This window comes from Kocuria sp. LHG3120 (genome assembly GCF_049897445.1).
Taxonomy (GTDB): Bacteria; Actinomycetota; Actinomycetes; order Actinomycetales; family Micrococcaceae; genus Kocuria; species Kocuria rosea.
The window spans coordinates 86,577-107,477 of sequence record NZ_JAFCWG010000004.1; the positions used below are offsets into that span (position 1 = coordinate 86,577).

The window sequence follows — 20,901 nt, forward strand, 5'->3', positions numbered from 1 at the left end:
ACACCCGATACAGCACCCGCCTTGCCAATGCACTCGATGTGATAGCGCTTCCAGTCTGTGGGGATCCGCTCTACGATGGACCGCATGTCCACGACCTACGGTGCGCTGCAGTCCCTGCGCCTCACACCCGTCCACGACCGCGACCAGGAGCCGAAGTGGTGGCGCTCCTCGGTGATCTACCAGGTGTATCCCCGCTCGTTCCGGGACCTCGACGGGGACGGTGTCGGCGACCTCGCCGGCATCACCGCCGAGCTGGGACAGCTGGCGGAGCTGGACATCGACGCGATCTGGCTCTCCCCCTTCTATCCCTCCCCGCAGCTCGACGGCGGCTACGACGTGAGCGACTACTGCGACGTCGACCCCTCCTTCGGCACCCTCGCGGACTTCGACGCACTGGTCTCGGCCGCGGACGCCCTGTCGATCCGGGTGATCATCGACCTCGTGCCCAACCACTGCTCGCAGGAGCACGTCCTGTTCCGGCAGGCCCTCGCGGCGGGTCCCGACGCCCCGGAGCGCGACCTGTTCGTCTTCCGGGACGGCCGCGGCGCGTCCGGGCAGCTGCCCCCCAACAACTGGCAGTCCCACTTCGGGGGCCCGGCCTGGACCCGGGTGACCGAGTCCGACGGGCAGCCCGGCCAGTGGTACCTCCACCTGTTCGACTCGTCGCAGCCCGACTTCAACTGGGACAACGAGCTGGTCCGCCAGGAGTTCGAGCGGGTGCTGTGCTTCTGGCTCGACCGCGGCGTCGCCGGCTTCCGGGTGGACGTGGCGCACGCGCTCATCAAGGCGGAGGGCCTCCCGGACTGGGACGGGCGGGCCGACGGGGGGAGCATCCCGGGCTACCCGTTCACCGACGCCCCGATGTTCGGGCAGCCGCAGATCCACGACATCTACCGGCGCTGGCGCGAGGTGCTCGCGGAGTACGACGGCGAGCGGATCCTCTGCGCCGAGGCGAGCGTGGACCCGCTGGACCGCCTGGCCGACTGGGTGCGCCCCGACCAGATGCACCAGACGTTCAACTTCTCCTACCTGGCGGCGCCGTGGGACGCCGCGGAGCTGCGCCGGATCATCACCTCCTCCCTCGAGGCGTTCGACGCGGTCGGGGCCCCCACCACCTGGGTGCTGTCCAACCACGACGTCGTGCGGCACCCGACCCGCCTGGCGCTGACCGCGGACTCCCCGCGCCCGGGTGACGGCCGCGGGCCCGAGGACGAGCAGCCGGACCACGTGCTGGGCACGCGGCGGGCACGTGCCGCGTCCCTGCTCATGCTCGGCCTGCCGGGCGGCGTGTACCTGTACCAGGGGGAGGAGCTGGGCCTGCCGGACCACACGACCCTCCCCCACGACGTCCGCCAGGACCCGACCTACCACCGGACCGGCGGGAGCCGGCTCGGCCGTGACGGCTGCCGGGTGCCGCTGCCCTGGACCAGCACCGGGGCGTCCCTGGGCTACAGCGCCACGGGCGAGGCCTGGCTCCCGCAGCCCCAGGGCTGGGCGGAGCTCTCGCGCGAGGCGCAGCGCCACGACCCGGCGTCCACGCTGTCCCTCTACCGCTCCGCGCTGGCGCTGCGGCGCGAGCACGGGCTCGGCTCGGGCTCGCTCGCGTGGGCGGAGGACCTCACGGGCCCGGACTGTCTCGGGCTCGTCAACAACGGCGTCCTGGTGCTGCTGAACACGGGCTCCGCCCCGGTCGAGCTGCCGGACCTGCCGGTCCTGCTCCGCAGCGGGTCCCCGGCCTCCGCGCCGCATATCCTGGACCCGGAGGAGTGCGCATGGCTGCAGACGGAGGACCCCGGCACGACCGGACGATGAACCCACCCCGGCTCCAGGACGTCGCCGCGCGGGCGGGCGTGTCCACCGCGACCGTCTCCCGCGCGCTCAGCGGCAAGGGGCACGTCTCGCCCCGCGCCCGGGCCCGGGTCCGCGAGGCGGCGCAGGAGCTGGGCTTCGTCGTGTCCTACCACGCCTCGAGCCTGGCGAGCGGCCGGAGCCGCAACATCGGGGTGGTCCTCCCCCACGTCGACCGGTGGTACTTCTCCACCGTCCTCGAAGGAGTGGCCGGCGCGCTCATGGAGGCCGGGTACGACCTGACCCTCTACAACTTCGAGGGGGACCGCTACCGGGAGACCGTGCTGACCGACTTCCTGCTGCGCAAGCGCCTGGACGCGGCCGTGGCGGTGTCCCTGCACCTGGACCCGGCGGAGACGGAGCAGATGTTCGCCGCCGGCATCCCCCTCGTCGGGGTCGGGGGGCCCCTGGTGGGGGCGCCGACCATCAGCATCGACGACCTCGACGTCGGGCGCCGCGCGACGCAGCACCTCATCGGGCTGGGCCACCGGCGGATCGCGCACCTCGGCGGGGCCGAGGAGGGCAGGCGCTACTTCCCCATGTCCAGCGACCGCCGGGACGGCTGGGAGCAGGCGATGGCGGACGCCGGGCTGGCCGTGGAACCCGCGTGGTCGCTCATCGCGGACTACACGTTCACCGACGCGTACCAGCAGGCCAAGAACCTCCTGGCGGACCCCGCCGACCGCCCGACCGCCATCTTCGCCTCGTCCGACGAGATGGCGGCCGGGACGATCCTGGCGGCGCGGGACCTCGGACTCACCGTGCCCGGGGACCTGTCCGTCATCGGCGTCGACGCCCACCCGATCGGGGAGGCCTTCGGCCTGACGACCCTGGACCAGCACGCCCGGCAGCAGGGCACCCGCGCTGTGGAGCGGCTCCTCGAGCACCTCGCCGGAGGGAGCCGCGAACCGTCGAACGAGCTCTTCCCGGCCCACTTCGTCGCCCGCTCCTCCACCGGCCCGGCCCCGGCCTCCGACCGCCCCTGACCCGGCGGTCGGCGCGGAGGGAGCGCAGGACGGGCCGGTCAGGCCACCGTGAAGGTCCGCTCGTGCCACCCGGAGGCGCCGTCCGGGGCGGGCGGGGCCTGCTCGGCGGTCTGGACGGTCCCGTCCCGGTCCACGGCCCGCACCCGCGCGGTGTGCCGGCCGTCCGGGAGATCGGCGCGCAGGACCCACTGCCGCCAGGTGTCGTCCGTGCCCACGGAGCCCAGCTCGGCGTCCTGCCACGGCCCCTCGTCCACGCTGACCTGTACGGCGGCGATCCCGGTGTGCTGGGCCCAGGCCGTGCCGGCGAGGACCGCGGGCCCGGCCTCCGTGCGCCCGCCCTCGGCCGGCACCTCGATGCGGGAGGACATCTTGATCGGTCCCCGGGCCGTCCAGCCGCGCGAGGTCCAGTACGCCTCCGCCCGGTCGAAGCGGGTGACCTCGAGGTCCACGACCCACTTGGTCGCCGAGACGTAGCCGTAGAGCCCCGGCACGACCATCCGCACGGGGTACCCGTGCTCGAACGGCAGCGGCTCCCCGTTCATGGTCACCGCGAGCAGGGAGTCCCGGCCGGGGTCGGTCAGGGCCTCGAGCGGGGTGCTCGCCGTGAACCCGTCCTCGGAGGTCGAGAGCACCATGTCGGCCTCGGCGGAGGGCCCGGCCTCGGCGAGCAGGTCCCGGATCGGCACGCCGGTCCACACCGCGTTGCCCACGAGGTCGCCGCCCACGGGGTTGGACACGCACGCCAGCGTCACGATCCGCTCGAGGAGCGGCCGGGCCGTGAGGTCGTCGAAACGCAGCGTCAGCTCGCGCTCCACCATGCCGTGGATGCGCAGCTCCCACGCGTCCACGTCGATGCGCGGCACGGACAGGGCCGTGTCGATGCGGTAGAAGTCGTCGGCGGGCGTGAGCCAGGGCTCCACGTCCGCCACGCCGAGGTCGGCCCCGGCGGGGACCGGGTCCCGCACGGCCGGGGCGGGGATCCGCAGCAGGTCCCGGGCGGCGGGGACCCGGGCCGCGGCCGCGGCCGCCCAGCGTCCCGCGACACCGGCGGCGGCGCCCAGCACGGCGGCGGCCGCGGAGACCCGGACGAAGCCGCGGCGGTCGAGGGCGGCGCCGGGCTGTGCGGACGGAGCGGTGCGGCGGGTGAGCACCGTCAGGAAGAGCGCCCCTGCCCCCGTGCCGACGACGACGGGGACCGTGTCCGCCACGGTCGGCCCCGCCCGCGTCAGCACCGCCAGCAGCCCGAGGAGCCCCAGCACGCCGAGCAGCACCGTGCCCATCGGCGGGTTGGCGCGCTGGGCCGCCCCGATGCCCGTGCCGACCGCCACGAGCCCGGCGGCCATGACGAGCAGCAGCACGAGCTTGTCCGCGGTGCCGAACAGGGCGATCGCCGCGTCCTTGACCGGCGCCGGGACCGCGTCCACGATCACCCCGCCCACCGCCGTGAGGGGCGCGCCGACCGGCCCGGTCACCCAGGCGAGCAGCTCGGCCAGGCCCACGGCGAGCGCGGTCGCGGCGACGCCCGCGAGGATCCAGGGGCCGAGGTCGACGGGGGCCCGTCGTCGTCGCCCGGTGTCCGGACGGTCCGCGGTGGAGGTCATGCGCGTCAGCGTGTCACGTGGCCCTGAGATCCGCCTGGGCGAGGGCGTCCCCGAACCGCTCGAGCGCCTCCTGGCCCACGACGTCCCCCGGCAGCAGGGGGACCTGCAGCAGCGGGACGCCCGGGAGGGCGCCGCGCAGGGTGGCGACGTGCACCTCCTCCAGCGCGCGGCGCTCGGCGAGGAAGTCCCCGGCGTCCGCCGGGGAGCGCTTGTTGACCACGAGGGCCCCCACGTGCACGCCGGCGCGGACCAGCTGCTCGTGCAGCTCCACGGTCTCGAGGACGGGCAGCCGTTCGGCCGCGAGGACGATGACGAAGCTGCAGCGCTCGGCGTCCACCAGCACCTCGCGCAGGGCCTCGAAGCGCTCGCGGCGGCGCAGCAGGATCCGCCGGATCTCGAGGTCCCGCTCCTCGCGGGGGTCCCGGGGCCGGCCGGTGCCCACGATGCTCTCGCTCGCGGCGTCCCGGTCCTCGAGGCCGCGCAGGGCGGCCCCGAACTTCTCCGCCCTCCCGCGGCGCCGCAGCAGCCCCTCGGTCCAGGCGGACATGATCTCGGGCAGGGCCATGAGCCGGGCGGTGTGCCCGGAGGGTGCGGTGTCGAAGACGATGAGGTCGTAGTCGTCCAGGCCCGTGTCCACGAGCTCCGCGATCCGCTCGAGCACCGCCGATTCGTGGGTGCCGGGCGAGTCCCGGGCGAGCTCCATGTGCTTGTCGACCTCGGCGGCGAGGTGCTCGGGCATCAGCCGGCGGATGGTGGCGCCCACGGCGGCGAGGTGGGCGTCGGTCGTGGCGACCGGGTCCACCTCGATGCCGTCGAGGGCGCCGCCGCCGAGATCGCGGGCCAGCGGGGTGATCCGGTCACCCACCGGGCGCTCCCACAGGTGCCCGAGGTTGTGGGCCGGGTCGGTCGAGACGACGAGCACCCGGCGGCCGGCGCGGGCCTGGGCGAGGGCGGTGGCGGAGGCGACGGCGGTCTTGCCGACACCGCCCTTGCCGCCCACGAACAGGACCCGGCGGGCGGCGGCGAGCTCTAGCAGCATGAGATGTGCTCCAGGGGCGAGCGCTCCATGCCCATCCGCCGGTGCCAGTCGTGGAACCGGTCGTAGACCACGGGCAGCAGCTCCACGGTGTAGTAGCTGACGGGGTTGGGCACGCCCAGGGCCTCGGAGAGGACCAGCATCATGAACAGGTCCTCCTCGTCGCGCTGGGCGCGGGCGAAGGTGCGACGGTAGGGCGCCACGTAGAACTCGTGCAGGCCCGCACCGAGGCGGGCCTGCACGGAGCGCAGCCGGTCGAGGGCCCTCACCGGCTCACAGGGAGCGGTTCTCCCCGGCCGAGGTGCTGACGGTCTCCTCGTCCAGCTCGGGCGGGCTCTTCCGGGCCGCGTTCATGGCGGCCACGGACTCCACGATGACCCACAGGGCCGCGATCAGGATGATTACGTCGAGCACGAGCAGGAACCAGTTCTCGGCGGCCCAGAACTGCCCCAGCTGCACGATCAGCGCGTAGACGGACATCACCAGCAGGAACACCAGCGGCACCAGCACGGGCAGGACCGGGCGGCCCTTGCGCAGCAGGATCACCGCGATCATCGACAGCGTCAGACCGGCCAGCAGCTGGTTGGAGGTGCCGAACAGCGGCCAGATCAGCATGCCGCCGGAGCCGTCCGCGCCGGCGCTGAAGGTCAGCCCCATGGCCACCGCGAGGACGATGAGGGTGGAGACCACCTTGCCGATGCTGACGCCCATGATGTGCCCGGCCTCCTGCACCACGAAGCGCTGCAGGCGGATGCCGGTGTCCATCGTGGTGGCCGCGAAGAGCACGGCCATCGTGGCGAGGATGGTCGCGCTCAGCGACGGCGGGATGCCCAGCCCGGAGTTGACGACCGAGGCGCCGCCCTGGACGAACGCGGCCACGCCGCCCTGGCCGAACGCGCTGTACACGGCCTCCCAGTCGGCGAGGGTGCGGAACCCGGCGGTGGTCGCGATGATCGCGCCGAGTGCCAGCAGGCCCTCGCCCACGGCGCCGAAGTAGCCGACGAAGCGGGCGTCCGTCTCCTTGTCCAGCTGCTTGGAGGACGTGCCCGAGGCCACGATCCCGTGGAACCCGGAGATCGCGCCGCAGGCGATGGTCACGAACAGCAGCGGCACGATGCTCGGCGTGCCCTCGGGCACGGAGGTGTTGAACGCGGGCGCCACCACGGTCGGGGCGGAGATCAGGACGGCGCCGTAGAGGATGCCCAGGGCGATGAACAGCTGGAGGCCGTTGATGTAGTCGCGCGGCTGCAGCAGCATCCACACGGGCAGCACGGACGCGATGCCCGCGTAGACGAAGAGCACCACGATCCAGAACGCGTTGGCCGGCAGGCCCAGGACCGTCTCCGGCAGGACCACCGGGAAGCGGTCGCCGAGCAGGATGAGGGCGTAGAGCGCCACGACGCCGACCACGGACACGACGGCGAGGTTCCACTTGTAGCGGTAGACCGCCTGGCCGATGAGCAGCGCGACCACGATGGCGCCCCACGTGGGGATGACCGAGGTGGGGGTGCCGACCAGCAGGTTGGAGATCACCACGGCGAACGCGGCGTTGACCATGAGCAGCACGAGGAAGATCACGACCAGGAACAGGTTGCGGCCGCGGTGGCCGATGTACTGCCCGGAGAGCGAGCCGATGGACTTGCCACGGTGCCGGTTGGACGCCCACAGGGCGCCGAGGTCGTGCACGCCGGCGAAGAAGACGGTGCCGAGGGTCACCCAGAGGAAGGCGGGCACCCAGCCCCAGATGACGGCGATGGCGGGGCCCACGATGGGCGCCGCACCGGCCACGGAGGTGAAGTGGTGGCCCCACAGCACGTACTTGTTGGTGGGGACGTAGTCCACGCCGTCGCTGAGCTCGTGGGCGGGGGTGACGAAGGAGTCCTGGAGCTGGTAGATCCGGCGGGCCACGAACTTCGAGTACAGGATGTACCCGAGGATCATCATGGCCACACCGACCACGGCGAGGACGATCGAGTTCATGTCGCTCCGATCTCTGGGGAGGTGGGTGGATGTCCGCTGGATCACCATGCTACCGCCGGGTGACCGGGATCACGGACCGCCCGCGCACGCTCCGCCACGGTCCCGCAGGGGGCGGAGCGGGGCGCGCCGACGACCTACATCGGCTCCCCCGGGGTCATGATCGCGAAGGACTCCCGGTCCGGGCCGGCCACGACCGCCAGCCGCCCGTACGCGAAGTCGAAGGGGTCCTCCATGACCGCTCCGCCGGCGTCGCGCACCCGCTGGACGGCCGCGTCGACGTCGTCGACCTGGAAGCAGACCGACCAGACCGCGGGAGCGTTCTCCGCCGCGGGGTCGGTCCCGCCGATGCCGCCGGCCGGGCGGTCCCCGTGCGGCACCGTGAACGTGGCGTAGGCGACGCCGTCCTCGCCGATGTCCTCGTAGTGGTAGCCGAAGACGTGCGCGTAGAAGTCGCGGGCGGTGTGGTGGTCGGGGGTCATGAGGTCGCACCAGGCGACGCTGCCGGGCACGTCGAGCACGGCGAAGCCGATGTGCTCCCCGGCCTGCCACATCCCGAAGGACGCCCCGGTGGGATCCTGCCAGACGCCCATCCGGCCGGCCCCGCCCACCTCCACCGGCTCCATCAGCTGGGTGCCGCCGGCGGCGAGGACCCGCTCGGCGCAGAGGTCGATCCGGTCCGAGGCAAGGTAGACCTGCCACACGTGCGGGACGCCCGTCAGGTCCGGGGCCGCCGGGGAGAGCCCGGCCACGGGCCTCCCGCCGACCAGGGCGTTGCGGTACCCGCCGTGCTCCGGCCGCGGCTCGCCGTACTCCCAGCCGAGCACCGCACGGTAGAAGTCCTGCGTGCGGACCGGATCGGACGCGGTCAGATCGGCCCAGCAGGGGGTTCCGGCGGGCCACGCTTCGTTGCGCTGTGTCATGACGGGCTCCTTCCGACACGGCCAGGGTACGCCGCTCCCCCGGGGCCCACAGGAGCCGCCCGGGGGATCGTTACCCACCTGCGCCCGCGCCCCGCCCCTGCCCCGCGAGGTCGCAGCCGACGGCCACCGCGCCCGGCTGCGTGGCCGTCGGCTGCGACCTCGGCGCCGCCGGGGCCGACTCAGCGGGGTGGGTCCCCGGAGATCCACTCGCCCCGGCGCATGACGGCCTCCAGCCGGAGGTCCTCCCCCACGACCAGGAGGTCCGCGAGCGCGCCCGCCGTCAGGCTCCCGGCCTCCCCGGCCAGGCCCAGGACGCGGGCCGGGACCACGGTGGCCGAGCGCAGCGCGTCCCCGAGGGGGACACCCGCCGCGACCGTCCGGCGCAGGACCTCCAGCATCGTGGCCGTGCCTCCGGCGATCGAGCCGTTAGAGACCAGGGAGGCCACCCCGTCCTGCACCCGCACCTCCGCCGCACCGAGCGTGTAGGTGCCGTCCGTCAGCCCGGTCGCGGCCATCCCGTCGGTGACCAGCGCGATGCTGTCCGCGCCGGCCAGCTCGAACGCCCACCGCACGATGCCGGGATCCAGGTGGGTGCCGTCCGCGATGAGCTCGACGACGGCCCGGCCCTGCGCCGCGGCGCGCAGGCAGGCCGGCACCGGCCCGGGCGACCGGTGGTGGATGGCGGGCATGGCGTTGAACAGGTGCGTCACCGTGGGCGAGCGGGGCGGGCCGTCCCCGGGGGCGTCGCGGAGCAGGCCCTGCAGGTGGCGCAGCGCGTCGTCGACGGTCGCGGTGTCCGCGTCGGTGTGCCCGAGGGAGGGGACCACGCCGTGGGCGACGAGCAGCTCGGCCAGGTCCCGGGAACCGGGCAGCTCCGGGGCGAAGGTCATCGTCCGGAGCGTCCCCGCCGCGGCGGCGACGAGGTCGGCGGCCAGCCCGAGGTCCGGTTCCAGCATCCACGCGGGGTCCTGCGCCCCGCACCGGGCCGTGGACAGGAACGGGCCCTCGAGGTGGATCCCGGCAATCAGCCCCTCCCCGGTGAGCGCCGCCAGCAGCAGCACGGCGCCCAGCAGGTCCTCCCGCGAGGCCGTGACCAGGCTGGCCACGAGCGTCGTGGTGCCCTGGCGGTGGAAGTGCTCCAGGGTGGCGCGGATCTCCTCCTCCTCCGAGGAGGAGAAGTCCGCGCCGAAACCACCGTGGCAGTGCACGTCCACGAGCCCCGGCAGCACCATCTGTCCGGGGCCCAGGACGTGGTGCTCCCCCGGGTCGCCGCCGGGGTGGCCGGACCGCGGGCCGGCGTGGAGAATACGATCGCCCTCGACGACCACGAGACCGTCCGGGTGCTCGGTGCGCCCCGTGTGCACGCGGCCCGAGAGGACCGTCCTGCGCGGGGAGTCCTCGGTGACCAAGGGCCTCTCCTCCTTCCGGTGGTGCGGGACGTCGAACCGGCGGGGGGCTACCGGACCAGCCCGTTCGGGGACCGCGGGATCGCGAGGTCGGCGACGATCGGCAGGTGGTCCGACGCGGAGGTGCGCACCACGTGCGCGGCCCGCGGCCGCACGTCCTCGGACACGAGGACGTAGTCGATCCGCAGGCCGGCGTCCTCGCCCGGGGCGCCGTCGGGAGCGAAGGTGTAGGCGTCGTCCTGGCCCAGGGCCGCGAAGACGTCCGTGAACACCTCGAACAGGCCCTGCAGCTCCGGGGCGTCGGGTTCGGCGTTGAGGTCCCCGACGACCACCGCCGGACGCGAGCTCTCGCCGGTGATCTGCAGGATCTCCCGGGCCTGCAGCTCGCGCTGCTCGGCGCGCTGGTGGTCGAGGTGGGTGCTGTAGAACCCGACGTGGTGACCCTTCACGTTGATCACCGCCTCCAGCAGACCGCGCTGCTCGGTGGGCTGCTCCGCGTACTCGATGCTGGTCAGCAGATGGTTCTCGGAGTCGATGATCGGGTGCTCGCTGAGGATCGCATTGCCGTACCGACTGTTCTCGGTCCGCCCCTCGGCGGGCGCTGCGTCCAGGTTCGCGCCGTAGACGTAGTGCATGTCCAGGAGCTCCGCGAGGCGGGCCGCCTGGTCCTCGAAGTCGCTGCGCGAGGACCAGGCGTCGTCGACCTCCTGCAGCCCGATCACCTCCGCGCCCGACGCCTCGATCACGGCGGCGGTGCGCTCGAGGTCCAGCACGTCGTCCCCGTCCGCGCCGTGGTGGATGTTGAAGGACATGACGCGGAGGTCGGTGCTGCGGTCCGGGCCGTGGCCCGGGGCCGCCGCGGCGGGGGACGCGCCGAGCGCGCCGGCGGTCACGAGCAGGGCGGCCGCGGATCCCACGGCCATCAGCTTCTTCATCATGAGGTGCTCCTTGTGCAGGGGGTGGGGATGGGTGGTCGTTCGTGGACGGGGAAGAGCCGCCCCTCCGTCAGCAGGTCCGCCAGGGGCACCGGGCTCGCGATCTCGCCGACGAAGCTGCCGTCCACCCCGTTCTGGAAGCCGAAGACGACCCACTGGCCGTCGCGCCTGCGGACCAGCTGGGCGGCGTAGACGCCGGGCACGAAGAAGCTGGAGCTCCGTTCGAGCTCCCACGGCCCGAGCCGGCCGGCGCCGGGGGCGATCCAGGTCCCGGTGCTCGTCTCCGCGAACGGGATGCCGGGCGCCAGCCGCGGGAGGCAGGAGAAGATGAGCACTGCGGTCCCGTCCACGACCTGGGACTGGACGACCTCCATCTCCCCGAAGCCGGCGGGCGCGGTCAGCGGGGGGCGGACCATCCAGTGCTCCAGGTCGTCGCTCACGGCGTGGCCGACCACGCCGCGGGCGTCCGGCTCCCCCGTGGCGGCCCGTGCCGTCACGAGCATCTGCCACTGCCGGCTGTCGTCGTCGTAGAAGACGAAGGGGTCCCGCCACGCCTCGTCCGGCCACGTGCCCTCCCCGAGCTTCTCGTACCAGCGGGGGTCCGCCTCGAGCGGGCCCGCACCGGTGCGCTCCCAGCTGATCAGGTCGTCCGAGACGGCCGATCCGATGCGCTGCCGCAGCCCGTCCTCGGCGCGGCTGACACCGGTGTAGAAGAGGTGCCAGCGGCCGTCGTGGCCCTGGACGGTGCTGCCCGTCCAGGTCGCCATGTCGTCCCACGACGGTTCGTCGCCGGCCACGAGGGCGTCCGGCAGGAGGGTCCAGTTCTCCAGGTCGGACGAGACGGCGTGCCCGATCGAGGCCCGGCGGTGACGCCGGTCGGGGTCCCGCAGGGCGCGGCTGGCCCGCAGGAAGAACAGGTGGTAGTCCTGTCCGTCGTCGGCCAGCCAGCTGTCCCAGACCCAGTGGTCCGCGAGGCGGAACGTCATCCCTCCTCCCGGGGCAGCCGGTGCTCGGCCTCGGCCACGAACCGGTAGTAGTCGGTCAGGACGAGCCGGCTCGCCGCCGCCTCGTCCACCACGACCGTGACCGCCCGGTGGAACTGCAGGACGGACGCCGGGCACATCGCGGACACGGGCCCCTCCACGGCTGCGGCCACCGCGGCGGCCTTGCGCTCGCCCTGGGCGACGAGCAGCACCCGGCGGGCGTCGAGGATCGTGCCCAGCCCCTGGGTCACGCAGTGGGTGGGGACGTGGTCGGGGGCCTCGAAGAACCGGGCGTTGTCGGCACGGGTCCGCGCGGACAGTGCCTTGACCCGGGTGCGGGAGGACAGCGAGGACCCCGGTTCGTTGAAGCCGATGTGGCCGTTGGCGCCGATGCCCAGGATCTGGAGGTCGATGCCGCCGGCGCGGGCGACGGCCTCCTCGTAGTCGCGGCAGGCCGCTCCGAGGTCGCCCCGGGAGCCGTCCGGGACCTGCACCCGGGAAGGGGGCAGGCCGAAGGGCCGGGCGAGCTCGCGCTCCAGGACGGCGGCGTAGCCGGCCGGGTGCCCGGAGGGCAGCCCGACGTACTCGTCGAGGGCGAAGCAGCGGAGCCGCGTGAGGTCCAGCAGACCGTGGGCCTGGCGGCGGGCGAGCTCCCGGTAGGCCCCCAGGGGGGACGAGCCCGTGGCCACGCCCAGCACGGTGTCCGGCCGGCGCGAGACCTGCTCGGCGACGAGGTCCGCCGCGCGCGCGTCGACGTCGCCGGCCGTGGGCAGGACGAGCACTTGCATGGGGGTCCTTCCGGACGACGGGTGGAGGTGGGCGGTGCCGGGGCGGTCCGGCTCAGCCCTTGACGGCGGAGCTCGCCACGCCTTCGATGAACCAGCGCTGGAAGACGAGGAACACGACGATCACGGGCACCACCAGGAGCACCCCGAAGGCCATGACCTCGCCCCACGCCGGGGGGAGCTGGCCCGCGAAGACGCTGATCTGGAGGGGCAGGGGGCGCAGGTTCGGCTCGGAGATCATCAGCACCGGCCACAGGAACGCCCCCCACTGGGTCAGGAAGGTCAGCACCGCCACCGACGCGTACGCGGGTTTGCTCATGGGCGCGATGATCTGCCAGAACACCCGTAGCGGCCCGGCGCCGTCCATCCGCGCGGCCTCGTCGATGCTGCGGGGGATGCCGGAGAAGAACGAGTAGAAGAGGAAGATCGACAGGGCGTTGCCGATGAAGGGGACGATCTGGATCCACAGGGTGTTCCGGGCGTCGTTGTAGAGGTAGAACATGGGCACGGCCACGGCCTCGAACGGGACGATGAGCAGCAGCAGGACGCCCAGGAGCACCAGGTTCCTGCCCCGCCAGGTCAGCCGCGACAGGGCGAAGGCCGCCATCGAGTTCACGACCAGCCCGAGCCCCACCACGCAGACCGTGACGGTGACGGACACGAAGAAGAACCGCCACAGGTGGCCGGTGCTGTCCGAGGACAGGCTCGAGGCCACGCCGGTGTAGTTGTGCAGGCCCCACTCGCGCGGGTCGAAGACCTCGAAGCCGGCGAGCGTGCGGGAGGCGGGGGCCAGCGAGGCCGCCACCATGTAGGCGACCGGGGCGAAGAACAGGAGGCTCGTGACGACGAGCACCGCGTAGCGGGGCACGTCCGTCCTGCGGCGGCGGGCGGCGGGGGCGGCGGTCTGCGTCATGTCAGTCCTCCCGTTCGCGGGTGGCGCGGCGCTGGACGAGGGACAGGACCACCACGATCACGAAGAACACCACGGAGATGGCGCTCGCGCGCCCGATGTTGTTCGCGTCGAACGCCGACGTCACCGCCTCGTACATCACGGTGCGGGTGGCGTCCTCGTTGAGCCCCCCGCCGGAGCGGGCCAGCACGTAGATCTGGTCGAACACGCGCAGCGACAGGATCATCGTGTAGAGCGCCACGAAGACGAGGGTGGTGTTGATCCCGGGCAGGGTGACGTGCACGAAGCGCTGCCACGCACCGGCCCGGTCCAGGCGGGCCGCCTCGTAGAGGTCGGCGGGCACCTGCTGCAGGGCCGCCAGCAGGATCACCATCTGGAAGCCGACGCCCTGCCAGATCGACAGGACGATGACCGAGGCCAGCGCCGTGAGCTCGGAGCCCAGCCAGTCCTGGGCCCCGAAGGCACCGCCCGAGAAGAACCCGAGCAGGGAGTTGAGGAGGCCGTCGTCCCCGCGGGCGAGGATCAGCCGCCAGATGAGGGCCACCAGGGCGATGGGGAAGACGACGGGGAGGAAGAAGACGGACCGGAAGATCCCGACCCCCCGGACGGTCTTCTGCACGAGCAGGGCCAGCGCGAGCGCGAGGGCGGTCTGCACCGGGACCACCACGGCCGCGAAGACCAGGTTGTGGAGCAGCGCGCTGAGGAACCGGCTGGACACGTCGGGGTCGGTGAAGATCCGGGCGTACTGGGTCAGCCCCATGAAGGCGGGATCGCGCGGGTCGCCGAGCCGGACGTTGTGGAAGGAGAAGCCGATGGCCGCGACGAACGGGACCGCGACGAACAGGACGAGCAGCAGCACGGCGGGACCCGCCATGAGGACCCCGGCGAGCCCGTCCCGCCGGAGCCCCCTGCGGGGCGGTGGAGCCTCTAGCACGTCAGCCGGGGCGGACGCGGGGGCCGCGAGGCCCGGTGTGGTGGTCATGGTGCACTCCTCGCAGGTGCGCGGCGGGGCCGCTGGGCGGCCCCGCCGCGGCGGTCACTCGTCCTGGTAGCCGTTGTTGTCCTCGAAGTCGGCGTCGATGGCCCGCGCCGCGCTGTCGAGCTCCTCCTGCGGGTCCGCCCCGCCCCAGATCGCCGCGAGGGCGCTGCCGTAGGAGCTCGTGACCGTGGGGTAGCCCGGGGTGATGGGCCGCGCCACCGCGATGCACTCCGGGGTGACCTCCTCCGAGCTGCATGCCGAGGCCAGGTTGGACGCGAACAGCTCCAGCGGCCCGCCCTCGCCGTAGAGCTCGCTGCCCTCGAGGGCGCTCGTGGTGCCGGGCACCGCCGCGTTGGCCTCGACCATCGTGGCGATGCTCTCGTCGGAGTGCAGGAAGTCGAGGAAGGCACCGGCCGCGGCCTGGTCGCCGCCGGCCGCCGGCGTCACGCCCCACTGCCAGGAGCCGTGGCCCGCCTTGGTGCCGTTGCCGAGGTCGGGCAGGGGCATGAGGACCAGGTCCTCGCCGAGGGCTTCGCTGAAGGTGGGGTACATCCAGTTGCCCGTCCAGGTCAGGGCGACGTCCCCGTCGGGGAAGGCGGTGCCGCTGGTGTTCGGGTCCGTGTGCTCCTTCCACGAGGCCCACTCCTCGAGGGCCTCCACGTTCTCGGCGCTGTTGAGCACACCCTCCGCCGCGCCGTCCCGGATCAGCGTGCCGCCGTTGGACCACAGGACCGGGGAGGTGGTGAAGGTTCCCCACTCGGCGGCGAAGCCGTTGGCCTCGCCCAGGTCGATCGCGTTGCCCGACGGGCTGACCTCCGCCAGCTTCTGCAGGTTCTGCTCGAACTCCTCCGCCGTCCACGCCTCGTCGGCGGTGGCCGGGGCCTCCACGCCCGCGGCGTCGAGGAGCTGCTGGTTGCCCCACAGCCCGAGCCCGACGTCGAACATGCCGACGGCGTAGGTCTGGTCCTGGTACGTGCCGCTCTCCCGCACGCCCTCGATCCGGTTCTCGAGGGTCTCCTGCGACACCACGTCGTCGAGGGGCACGAGCTTGCGGTCGTAGACGAAGGACGCCATCGTCGGGGCGTCCATCTCCATCACGTCGGGCAGGTCCTCCGCGGCGGTCGCCTGGACGGTGCTGGTGTAGTCCGGCTCGGGGATGAGGGTCAGCTCGACGCTGACGTCCTCCTGCGAGTCGTTGTACTCGGCGACGAGGGCCTCGAGCGCCTCGGCCTCGGCCGCCTGGCCGCTGTGGGCCCAGACCTCGATCACGCCGTCGCCCTCCCCGCTGCCGCTCGCGCTCTCCCCACCGCCGCCGCAGGCGGCCAGCACCACGGCCATCGACAGGCCGGTCCCCAGCACCACGGCCCGGGACCGGCGCCTCGTTCGTGCACTCATGAGCAGTTCCCCTTCTCTCGGCCGCAGTGTTCGCGATCGTCACAGCTGTCGTTCCCCCAGCTTGGACTAGACCAATTTGTGTGTCAATGCTCACACCTCGGGAAACGGTGCCCGCAGGACCGGGCGGCGCGGTCGATATGCTGGCCCCATGAGCGCGGAGCCGCGGGCCGTCCCGAAGTACTACCTGCTCAAGGAGCAGCTCCGGGCGCTCGTGCGGGACGCGACCCCCGGCGCGCTCATCCCCACGGAGCGGGCGCTCGCCGAGCAGTACGCCACCTCCCGGACCACGGTCCGCCAGGCCATCGGCGAGCTCGTGGCGGAAGGGGTGCTGGGCCGGGCCCAGGGCCGGGGGACCTTCGTGGCCCCGCCGCGGTTCACCTACGTCCGCCAGCTCACCTCGTTCAGCGACGACGCCGACGCCCAGGGCCTCGTGAGCTCCTCCACGGTCCTCGACGTGAGCCGCACGGCCGCCGACGACGACGCAGCGGCCCGGCTGCGCGTGCCCGTCGGCGCCGAGCTCGCGCGGGTGGAGCGGATCCGCCTCATCAACGGCGAGCCGCTGGCCCACGAGGTCGCCCTGCTCGCCGGAGCGCTGCCCGGCCTGGCGGCGCACCTGGACCGGACCGGCTCCCTGTACACCGCGCTGCGCCAGGACTACGGCATCGACATCGTGGCGGCCGAGGACACCGTGGAGACCCGGCTCGCCGGCCCGGACGACGTCCGGCTCCTGGGCATCGAGATGGGGGCTCCCCTGCTGCTGATCCACCGGCTCGGGTTCACGGCTGACGACTCCCCCGTGGAGTGGACCCGCTCGGTGTTCCGCGGGGACAGGTTCCGCTTCCTGGCCCGGATGAAGGGGCCGCAGCACTGACCCGCGGGATCGCGGGCGCTCTCGCGGGCGCGGGCGGCGCGTCGGCGGCAGAATGGGAGCAGACCGTCGTCCCCGACCGCTCCGGAGGCTCCCATGACCACGCTGCACGACTTCACCGCCACCACCCTGGACGGGCGCGAGCAGCCGCTGTCCGAGTACGCCGGGAAGGTGGTGCTCGTGGTCAACACCGCGAGCGAGTGCGGGTTCACGCCGCAGTACGAGGGCCTCGAGCAGCTGTGGCGGGACTTCCGGCAGGACGGGCTCGTGGTCCTGGGCTTCCCCTGCAACCAGTTCGGGCACCAGGAGCCGGGCAGCGAGGAGGAGATCGCCGACTTCTGCAGCCGCAACTACGGCGTGACGTTCCCGATGTTCGAGAAGGTCGACGTCAACGGCCCCGGCGCCCACCCCCTGTGGTCGTGGCTGCGCGAGGAGCGGGGCGGGATCATGGGCGACGCCATCAAGTGGAACTTCACCAAGTTCCTCGTGGGCCGGGACGGGCGGGTGATCCGCCGCTTCGCCCCGAAGACCTCGCCGGCGCAGCTCGCCGGCAGCATCGAGTCGGCGCTGGCCCACGGGGAGGCGCCCGCCGGGACGGAGTCCGCCGGGACGGGCTGAGACGGGTCAGCGGCCGGCCATCTCCCGCAGCACGTCCGCGAGCGCGGTCAGGCCCCGCTCCAGCTCCCGGTCGGTGATCACCAGCGGCGGGCTCAGCCGGATGGTGGAGCCGTGGGTGTCCTTGGCGAGGATCCCGTGGGCCACCAGCCGCTCGCAGCACTCCCGGCCGGTGCCGAGCCGCGGATCGATGTCGATCCCGGCCCACAGCCCGCGCCCGCGCACCTCGGTCAGGCCCAGCGGCGCCAGCTCCGCCAGGCCGGCGTGCAGCTTCTCCCCCATGACCCGCGCCCGCTCCTGGGGCTCCCCGGTGGCGAGGAGGGCGACGACGGCGCGGCCGACGGCGCCGGCCAGCGGGTTCCCGCCGAACGTGCTGCCGTGCTGGCCGGGCCGCAGCACCGAGAGCACGTCCGCCCGGCCCACCACCGCGGACACCGGCAGGACTCCCCCGCCCAGGGCCTTGCCCAGCAGGTAGAGGTCCGCCTCCACGTCCTCGTGCTCGCACGCCAGCGTCCGGCCGGTGCGGCCCAGCCCGGACTGGATCTCGTCCGCGACGAGCAGGACGCCGCGCTCGGCCGTGCACCGCCGCACGCCCTGCAGGTACCCCGGCGGCGGCACGATCACCCCGGCCTCGCCCTGGATGGGCTCCAGCAGCACCGCGACGGTGTCCTCGGTGACGGCCGCCTCGAGGGCGGCGAGGTCCCCGAACGGGACGGTCACGAAGCCCGGCGTGTAGGGGCCGTAGTTGCGGTGCGCCTCGTCGTCGTCGGAGAAGCTGATGACCGTGGTGGTGCGGCCGTGGAAGTTCCCCGCCGCCACCACGATCTGCGCCCGGCCCGGGGCCACCCCCTTGCGCTCGTAGCCCCACTTGCGGGCGACCTTGATCGCCGACTCCACGGCCTCGGCGCCGGTGTTCATCGGCAGCATCATGTCCTGGCCGAGCAGCTCGCACAGCTCCCGGGCGAAGGGGCCGAGCTGGTCGTTGTGGACGGCCCGGCTGGTCAGCGTCACGCGCTCCAGCTGGGTCCGGGCCGCCTCGAGGACCGCCGGGTGGCCGTGGCCGAAGTTCAGCGCCGAGTAGCCGGCGAGGAAGTCGAGGTACTCCCGGCCCTCCACGTCCGTGACGGTGGTGCCCTGGGCCCGGGCCGCCACCACGTCCAGCGGGGAGTACGTGCGCGCGGTGTACCGCTCGGCGGTCTCCACGAGCTCCCGCGTGCTCGTGCCGTGAGCGGTGCCGGCCGCGGGGTCGACGAACTGCGTCGGGGCGTGGTTCATGGGGTTTCTCCCGGTTCCTCGCTGGTGTTGTCTGGAGCGTGTGCGGTCCAGCCCATCACGTACAACGCCGCCGGGCCCGCATTACAGTCCCGGCCCCGCGCCGCGCGGCCCGTCCCCGACCTGCAGGAGGAACCGTGTTCCCCGACTTCACCGCCCACGACGTCCCCGTGGCCGACGGCACGATCCACGCCCGCACGCGCGGCGACGGCCCGCCCGTGCTCCTGCTGCACGGCTTCCCGCAGACCCACGCCATGTGGCACCACCTCGCCCCCGTGCTGGCCGAGGAGTTCACCGTGGTCGCCGCCGACCTGCGCGGCTACGGCGGCTCGCGCACGAGCAGCGAGGACCACACCTTCCGGGCGATGGCCGCCGACCAGGTGCAGCTCATGCGGGCGCTGGGCCACGAGCGGTTCTCCGTCGTCGGGCACGACCGCGGCGCCCGGACCGCCCACCGGATGGCGCTCGACGCCCCCGGCGCGGTGGCGTCCGTGGCCCTGCTGGACATCCTGCCCACCCTGGAGGTGTGGCGGTCGATGGACGCGTGGATGGCCCTGCAGTACTACCACTGGGCCTTCCTCGCCCAGGGCGAGGGCCTGCCGCAGACCCTGATCGGCCACGACCCCGTGTACTTCGTGCGCCGGACGCTCCAGGGGCTCAGCGGCACGCAGGTCCCGTTCGACCCGGCGGCGCTCGCCGCCTACGAGGACGCGGCGCGGGATCCCGCCGTGGTCGACGCCTGGTGCCGCGACTACCGCGCGGCCGCCGGCCCGGACCGGGAGATCGACGAGGCGGACGAGCACGAGCAGCGGGACCTGCCCGCCCTCGTCCTGTGGGGCGCCCGGGGGCGGGTCGGCGCGCGGGAGGACCCGCTCGCGCTGTGGCGGCGGCAGTTCCCGCGGGCCACGGGGCGGGCCGTGGACGCGGGCCACTTCCTCGCCGAGGAGCGGCCGGAGGAGGTGGGGGCGGCCGTCCTGGCGCACCTGCGTGCTGCGCGGACGTAGTCGCGGCCCCGGCACGGACACGCGCCGGGCCCCGGCACGGACACGCGCCGGGCCCCGGCACGGTGTCCCGTGCCGGGGCCCGGCGGGGCTGGTGCCGGGGTGCGGTCAGCCGTTCTCGTAGCCGGTGATGGCCTCGACCTTGGCCGCCGAGGCGCTGGTGGTGTCGAAGGTGTAGCCCAGCCACTCCTTGGCCAGGCGCCGGGCCAGCTCCAGGCCGACGACCCGCTGGCCCATGCACAGCACCTGGGCGTTGTTGGAGAGCACCGAGCGCTCCACCGAGTAGGAGTCGTGGGCGGTCACCGCCCGGATCCCGGGGACCTTGTTCGCCGAGATCGCCACGCCCAGGCCCGTGCCGCAGATCAGCAGCGCCCGGTCGGCCTCCCCGGAGGCGACCTTCCGGGCGGCCTCGACGGCCACGTGCGGGTAGTCCGTGTTCTCGGTCTTCGAGACGCCGACGTCGACCACGCTCTCCACGCGGTCGTCGGCCTCGAGGTCCCGGCGCAGGGCCTCCTTGTAGTCGAACCCGGCGTCGTCGCCGCCGATCACGATCCGCAGCTTCTTCTCGCTCATCACTTCACCTTTTCCTTGTCGTCGTTCTCGTCGTTGGTGGTCCTCGCGCGGGCCGCCTCAGCGCTCCGCGCGATCTCGAGCAGGCGCAGGTAGCCCTCCAGCCGCCAGGCCGTGCGGCCGACGAACAGGCCGTCCACGTGGTCGATGCCGAGCAGGTCCGCGGCGTTGTCCAGGTTGACCGACCCGCCGTAGAGCAGCCCGCGCACCCGGGACCCCCAGTGCGCACCCAGGGCGGCGAAGGGCTCGGCCAGCTCCGCGACGGTGGCCGGGCGGCCGTGCTCGCCGATCGCCCAGATCGGTTCGTAGGCGATCAGCACCCGGGACAGCTGCTCGGCCTCGAGGCCGGCCAGGGCGCGCTCGACCTGGCCGAGGACGTGCGCGCCGGACCCGCCGGCGGCCTGCACCTCCGCCGGTTCCCCGACGCACAGCAGCGGGACGAGCCCGTGGCCCAGGGTCGCGGCGACCTTGGCGCGGACGGTCTCGTCCGTCTCGCCGAAGTGCTCGCGGCGCTCGGAGTGGCCGATCTCCACGATCCGGGCCCCGGCGTCGGCGACCTGGGGCACGGAGACCTCCCCGGTCCAGGCACCGGCCTCGGCCCAGTGCGCGTTCTGCGCCCCGACCAGCACCCGGGGCTCCTCCGCCAGGACCTGGGCCACCGCGGCGATCGCCGTGGCCGGGGGGATCACGAAGGGCTGCACGTCCCCGAGGTCCCGCCCGGCCAGGGCCTCGGCCAGGCCCCGGGCCCAGTCCGTGGCCTGGGCCAGGGTCTTGTTCATCTTCCAGCTCGTGCCGACCCACACCGTCACGA

Annotated in this window: 20 protein-coding genes; 5 read left to right on the plus strand and 15 right to left on the minus strand. The window is 73.6% G+C overall.

What is annotated here, in order from left to right:
• Positions 1-84: 84 nt before the first annotated feature.
• The gene (locus ACP7CD_RS09325) at positions 85-1,812 is read left to right on the plus strand and encodes a glycoside hydrolase family 13 protein (RefSeq protein ID WP_017833565.1); all 1,728 of its coding nucleotides are present in this window, start codon (positions 85-87) and stop codon (positions 1,810-1,812) included.
• A complete protein-coding gene (locus ACP7CD_RS09330; RefSeq protein WP_251355582.1) occupies positions 1,773-2,834 on the plus strand; it encodes a LacI family DNA-binding transcriptional regulator in 1,062 nt (353 codons plus the stop codon). The genes ACP7CD_RS09325 and ACP7CD_RS09330 overlap by 40 nt, the downstream gene beginning before the upstream one ends.
• Before the next feature lie 38 nt (positions 2,835-2,872).
• Here ACP7CD_RS09330 and ACP7CD_RS09335 read toward each other — a convergent pair whose 3' ends face one another.
• From ACP7CD_RS09335 to ACP7CD_RS09390, 12 genes are all read right to left on the minus strand, one after another.
• Complete coding sequence (locus ACP7CD_RS09335) at positions 2,873-4,435, minus strand: molybdopterin-dependent oxidoreductase (protein WP_426120051.1); 1,563 nt, start codon at positions 4,433-4,435, stop codon at positions 2,873-2,875.
• A gap of 13 nt (positions 4,436-4,448) precedes the next feature.
• Positions 4,449-5,474 (minus strand): ArsA family ATPase, encoded by a 1,026-nt coding sequence (locus ACP7CD_RS09340; RefSeq protein ID WP_426120052.1) that lies wholly within the window; start codon positions 5,472-5,474, stop codon positions 4,449-4,451.
• Positions 5,465-5,740 carry a cory-CC-star protein gene (locus tag ACP7CD_RS09345; protein ID WP_017833569.1) on the minus strand — a complete coding sequence of 92 codons (276 nt, stop codon included), beginning with the start codon at positions 5,738-5,740 and terminating at the stop codon, positions 5,465-5,467. Before ACP7CD_RS09345 ends, ACP7CD_RS09340 begins: the two co-directional genes overlap by 10 nt.
• Before the next feature lie 4 nt (positions 5,741-5,744).
• Positions 5,745-7,451 carry a carbon starvation CstA family protein gene (locus ACP7CD_RS09350; protein ID WP_017833570.1) on the minus strand — a complete coding sequence of 569 codons (1,707 nt, stop codon included), beginning with the start codon at positions 7,449-7,451 and terminating at the stop codon, positions 5,745-5,747.
• A 134-nt stretch (positions 7,452-7,585) separates the two neighbouring features.
• Positions 7,586-8,371, minus strand: coding sequence for a VOC family protein (locus ACP7CD_RS09355; protein ID WP_017833571.1), 786 nt, complete (start codon positions 8,369-8,371; stop codon positions 7,586-7,588).
• A gap of 179 nt (positions 8,372-8,550) precedes the next feature.
• The gene (gene nagA / locus ACP7CD_RS09360; protein WP_426120053.1) at positions 8,551-9,780 is read right to left on the minus strand and encodes an N-acetylglucosamine-6-phosphate deacetylase; all 1,230 of its coding nucleotides are present in this window, start codon (positions 9,778-9,780) and stop codon (positions 8,551-8,553) included.
• A 47-nt stretch (positions 9,781-9,827) separates the two neighbouring features.
• Positions 9,828-10,715 (minus strand): endonuclease/exonuclease/phosphatase family protein, encoded by an 888-nt coding sequence (locus ACP7CD_RS09365; protein WP_426120054.1) that lies wholly within the window; start codon positions 10,713-10,715, stop codon positions 9,828-9,830.
• Entirely contained in the window at positions 10,712-11,698 is a 987-nt protein-coding gene (locus tag ACP7CD_RS09370) for a family 43 glycosylhydrolase (protein ID WP_426120055.1), read from the minus strand. The genes ACP7CD_RS09365 and ACP7CD_RS09370 overlap by 4 nt, the downstream gene beginning before the upstream one ends.
• On the minus strand, positions 11,695-12,483 hold the full coding sequence (gene nagB / locus ACP7CD_RS09375) for a glucosamine-6-phosphate deaminase (RefSeq protein ID WP_031283062.1): 789 nt from the start codon (positions 12,481-12,483) through the stop codon (positions 11,695-11,697). The genes ACP7CD_RS09370 and nagB overlap by 4 nt, the downstream gene beginning before the upstream one ends.
• Positions 12,484-12,535: 52 nt before the next feature.
• The gene (locus ACP7CD_RS09380) at positions 12,536-13,393 is read right to left on the minus strand and encodes a carbohydrate ABC transporter permease (RefSeq protein ID WP_109221448.1); all 858 of its coding nucleotides are present in this window, start codon (positions 13,391-13,393) and stop codon (positions 12,536-12,538) included.
• A gap of 1 nt (position 13,394) precedes the next feature.
• Positions 13,395-14,372, minus strand: a complete 978-nt coding sequence (locus ACP7CD_RS09385) for a carbohydrate ABC transporter permease (protein ID WP_426120056.1) — start codon at positions 14,370-14,372, stop codon at positions 13,395-13,397.
• Between the two features lie 54 nt (positions 14,373-14,426).
• Complete coding sequence (locus ACP7CD_RS09390) at positions 14,427-15,764, minus strand: ABC transporter substrate-binding protein (RefSeq protein WP_035923529.1); 1,338 nt, start codon at positions 15,762-15,764, stop codon at positions 14,427-14,429.
• Between the two features lie 148 nt (positions 15,765-15,912).
• On the opposite strand from ACP7CD_RS09390, the gene ACP7CD_RS09395 reads away from it, so the two are divergent.
• Positions 15,913-16,635 (plus strand): GntR family transcriptional regulator, encoded by a 723-nt coding sequence (locus tag ACP7CD_RS09395; protein ID WP_035923531.1) that lies wholly within the window; start codon positions 15,913-15,915, stop codon positions 16,633-16,635.
• A 93-nt stretch (positions 16,636-16,728) separates the two neighbouring features.
• Complete coding sequence (locus tag ACP7CD_RS09400) at positions 16,729-17,250, plus strand: glutathione peroxidase (RefSeq protein ID WP_095650202.1); 522 nt, start codon at positions 16,729-16,731, stop codon at positions 17,248-17,250.
• Between the two features lie 6 nt (positions 17,251-17,256).
• Here ACP7CD_RS09400 and rocD read toward each other — a convergent pair whose 3' ends face one another.
• Positions 17,257-18,522, minus strand: a complete 1,266-nt coding sequence (rocD, locus tag ACP7CD_RS09405; protein ID WP_172604314.1) for an ornithine--oxo-acid transaminase — start codon at positions 18,520-18,522, stop codon at positions 17,257-17,259.
• 134 nt (positions 18,523-18,656) lie between these two features.
• On the opposite strand from rocD, the gene ACP7CD_RS09410 reads away from it, so the two are divergent.
• Positions 18,657-19,523 carry an alpha/beta fold hydrolase gene (locus ACP7CD_RS09410; RefSeq protein ID WP_426120057.1) on the plus strand — a complete coding sequence of 289 codons (867 nt, stop codon included), beginning with the start codon at positions 18,657-18,659 and terminating at the stop codon, positions 19,521-19,523.
• A gap of 105 nt (positions 19,524-19,628) precedes the next feature.
• Here ACP7CD_RS09410 and ACP7CD_RS09415 read toward each other — a convergent pair whose 3' ends face one another.
• Positions 19,629-20,093 carry a ribose-5-phosphate isomerase gene (locus ACP7CD_RS09415; RefSeq protein WP_017833593.1) on the minus strand — a complete coding sequence of 155 codons (465 nt, stop codon included), beginning with the start codon at positions 20,091-20,093 and terminating at the stop codon, positions 19,629-19,631.
• The gene (locus tag ACP7CD_RS09420) at positions 20,093-20,899 is read right to left on the minus strand and encodes a triose-phosphate isomerase (protein WP_426120058.1); all 807 of its coding nucleotides are present in this window, start codon (positions 20,897-20,899) and stop codon (positions 20,093-20,095) included. Before ACP7CD_RS09420 ends, ACP7CD_RS09415 begins: the two co-directional genes overlap by 1 nt.
• Between the last annotated feature and the right edge of the window lie 2 nt (positions 20,900-20,901).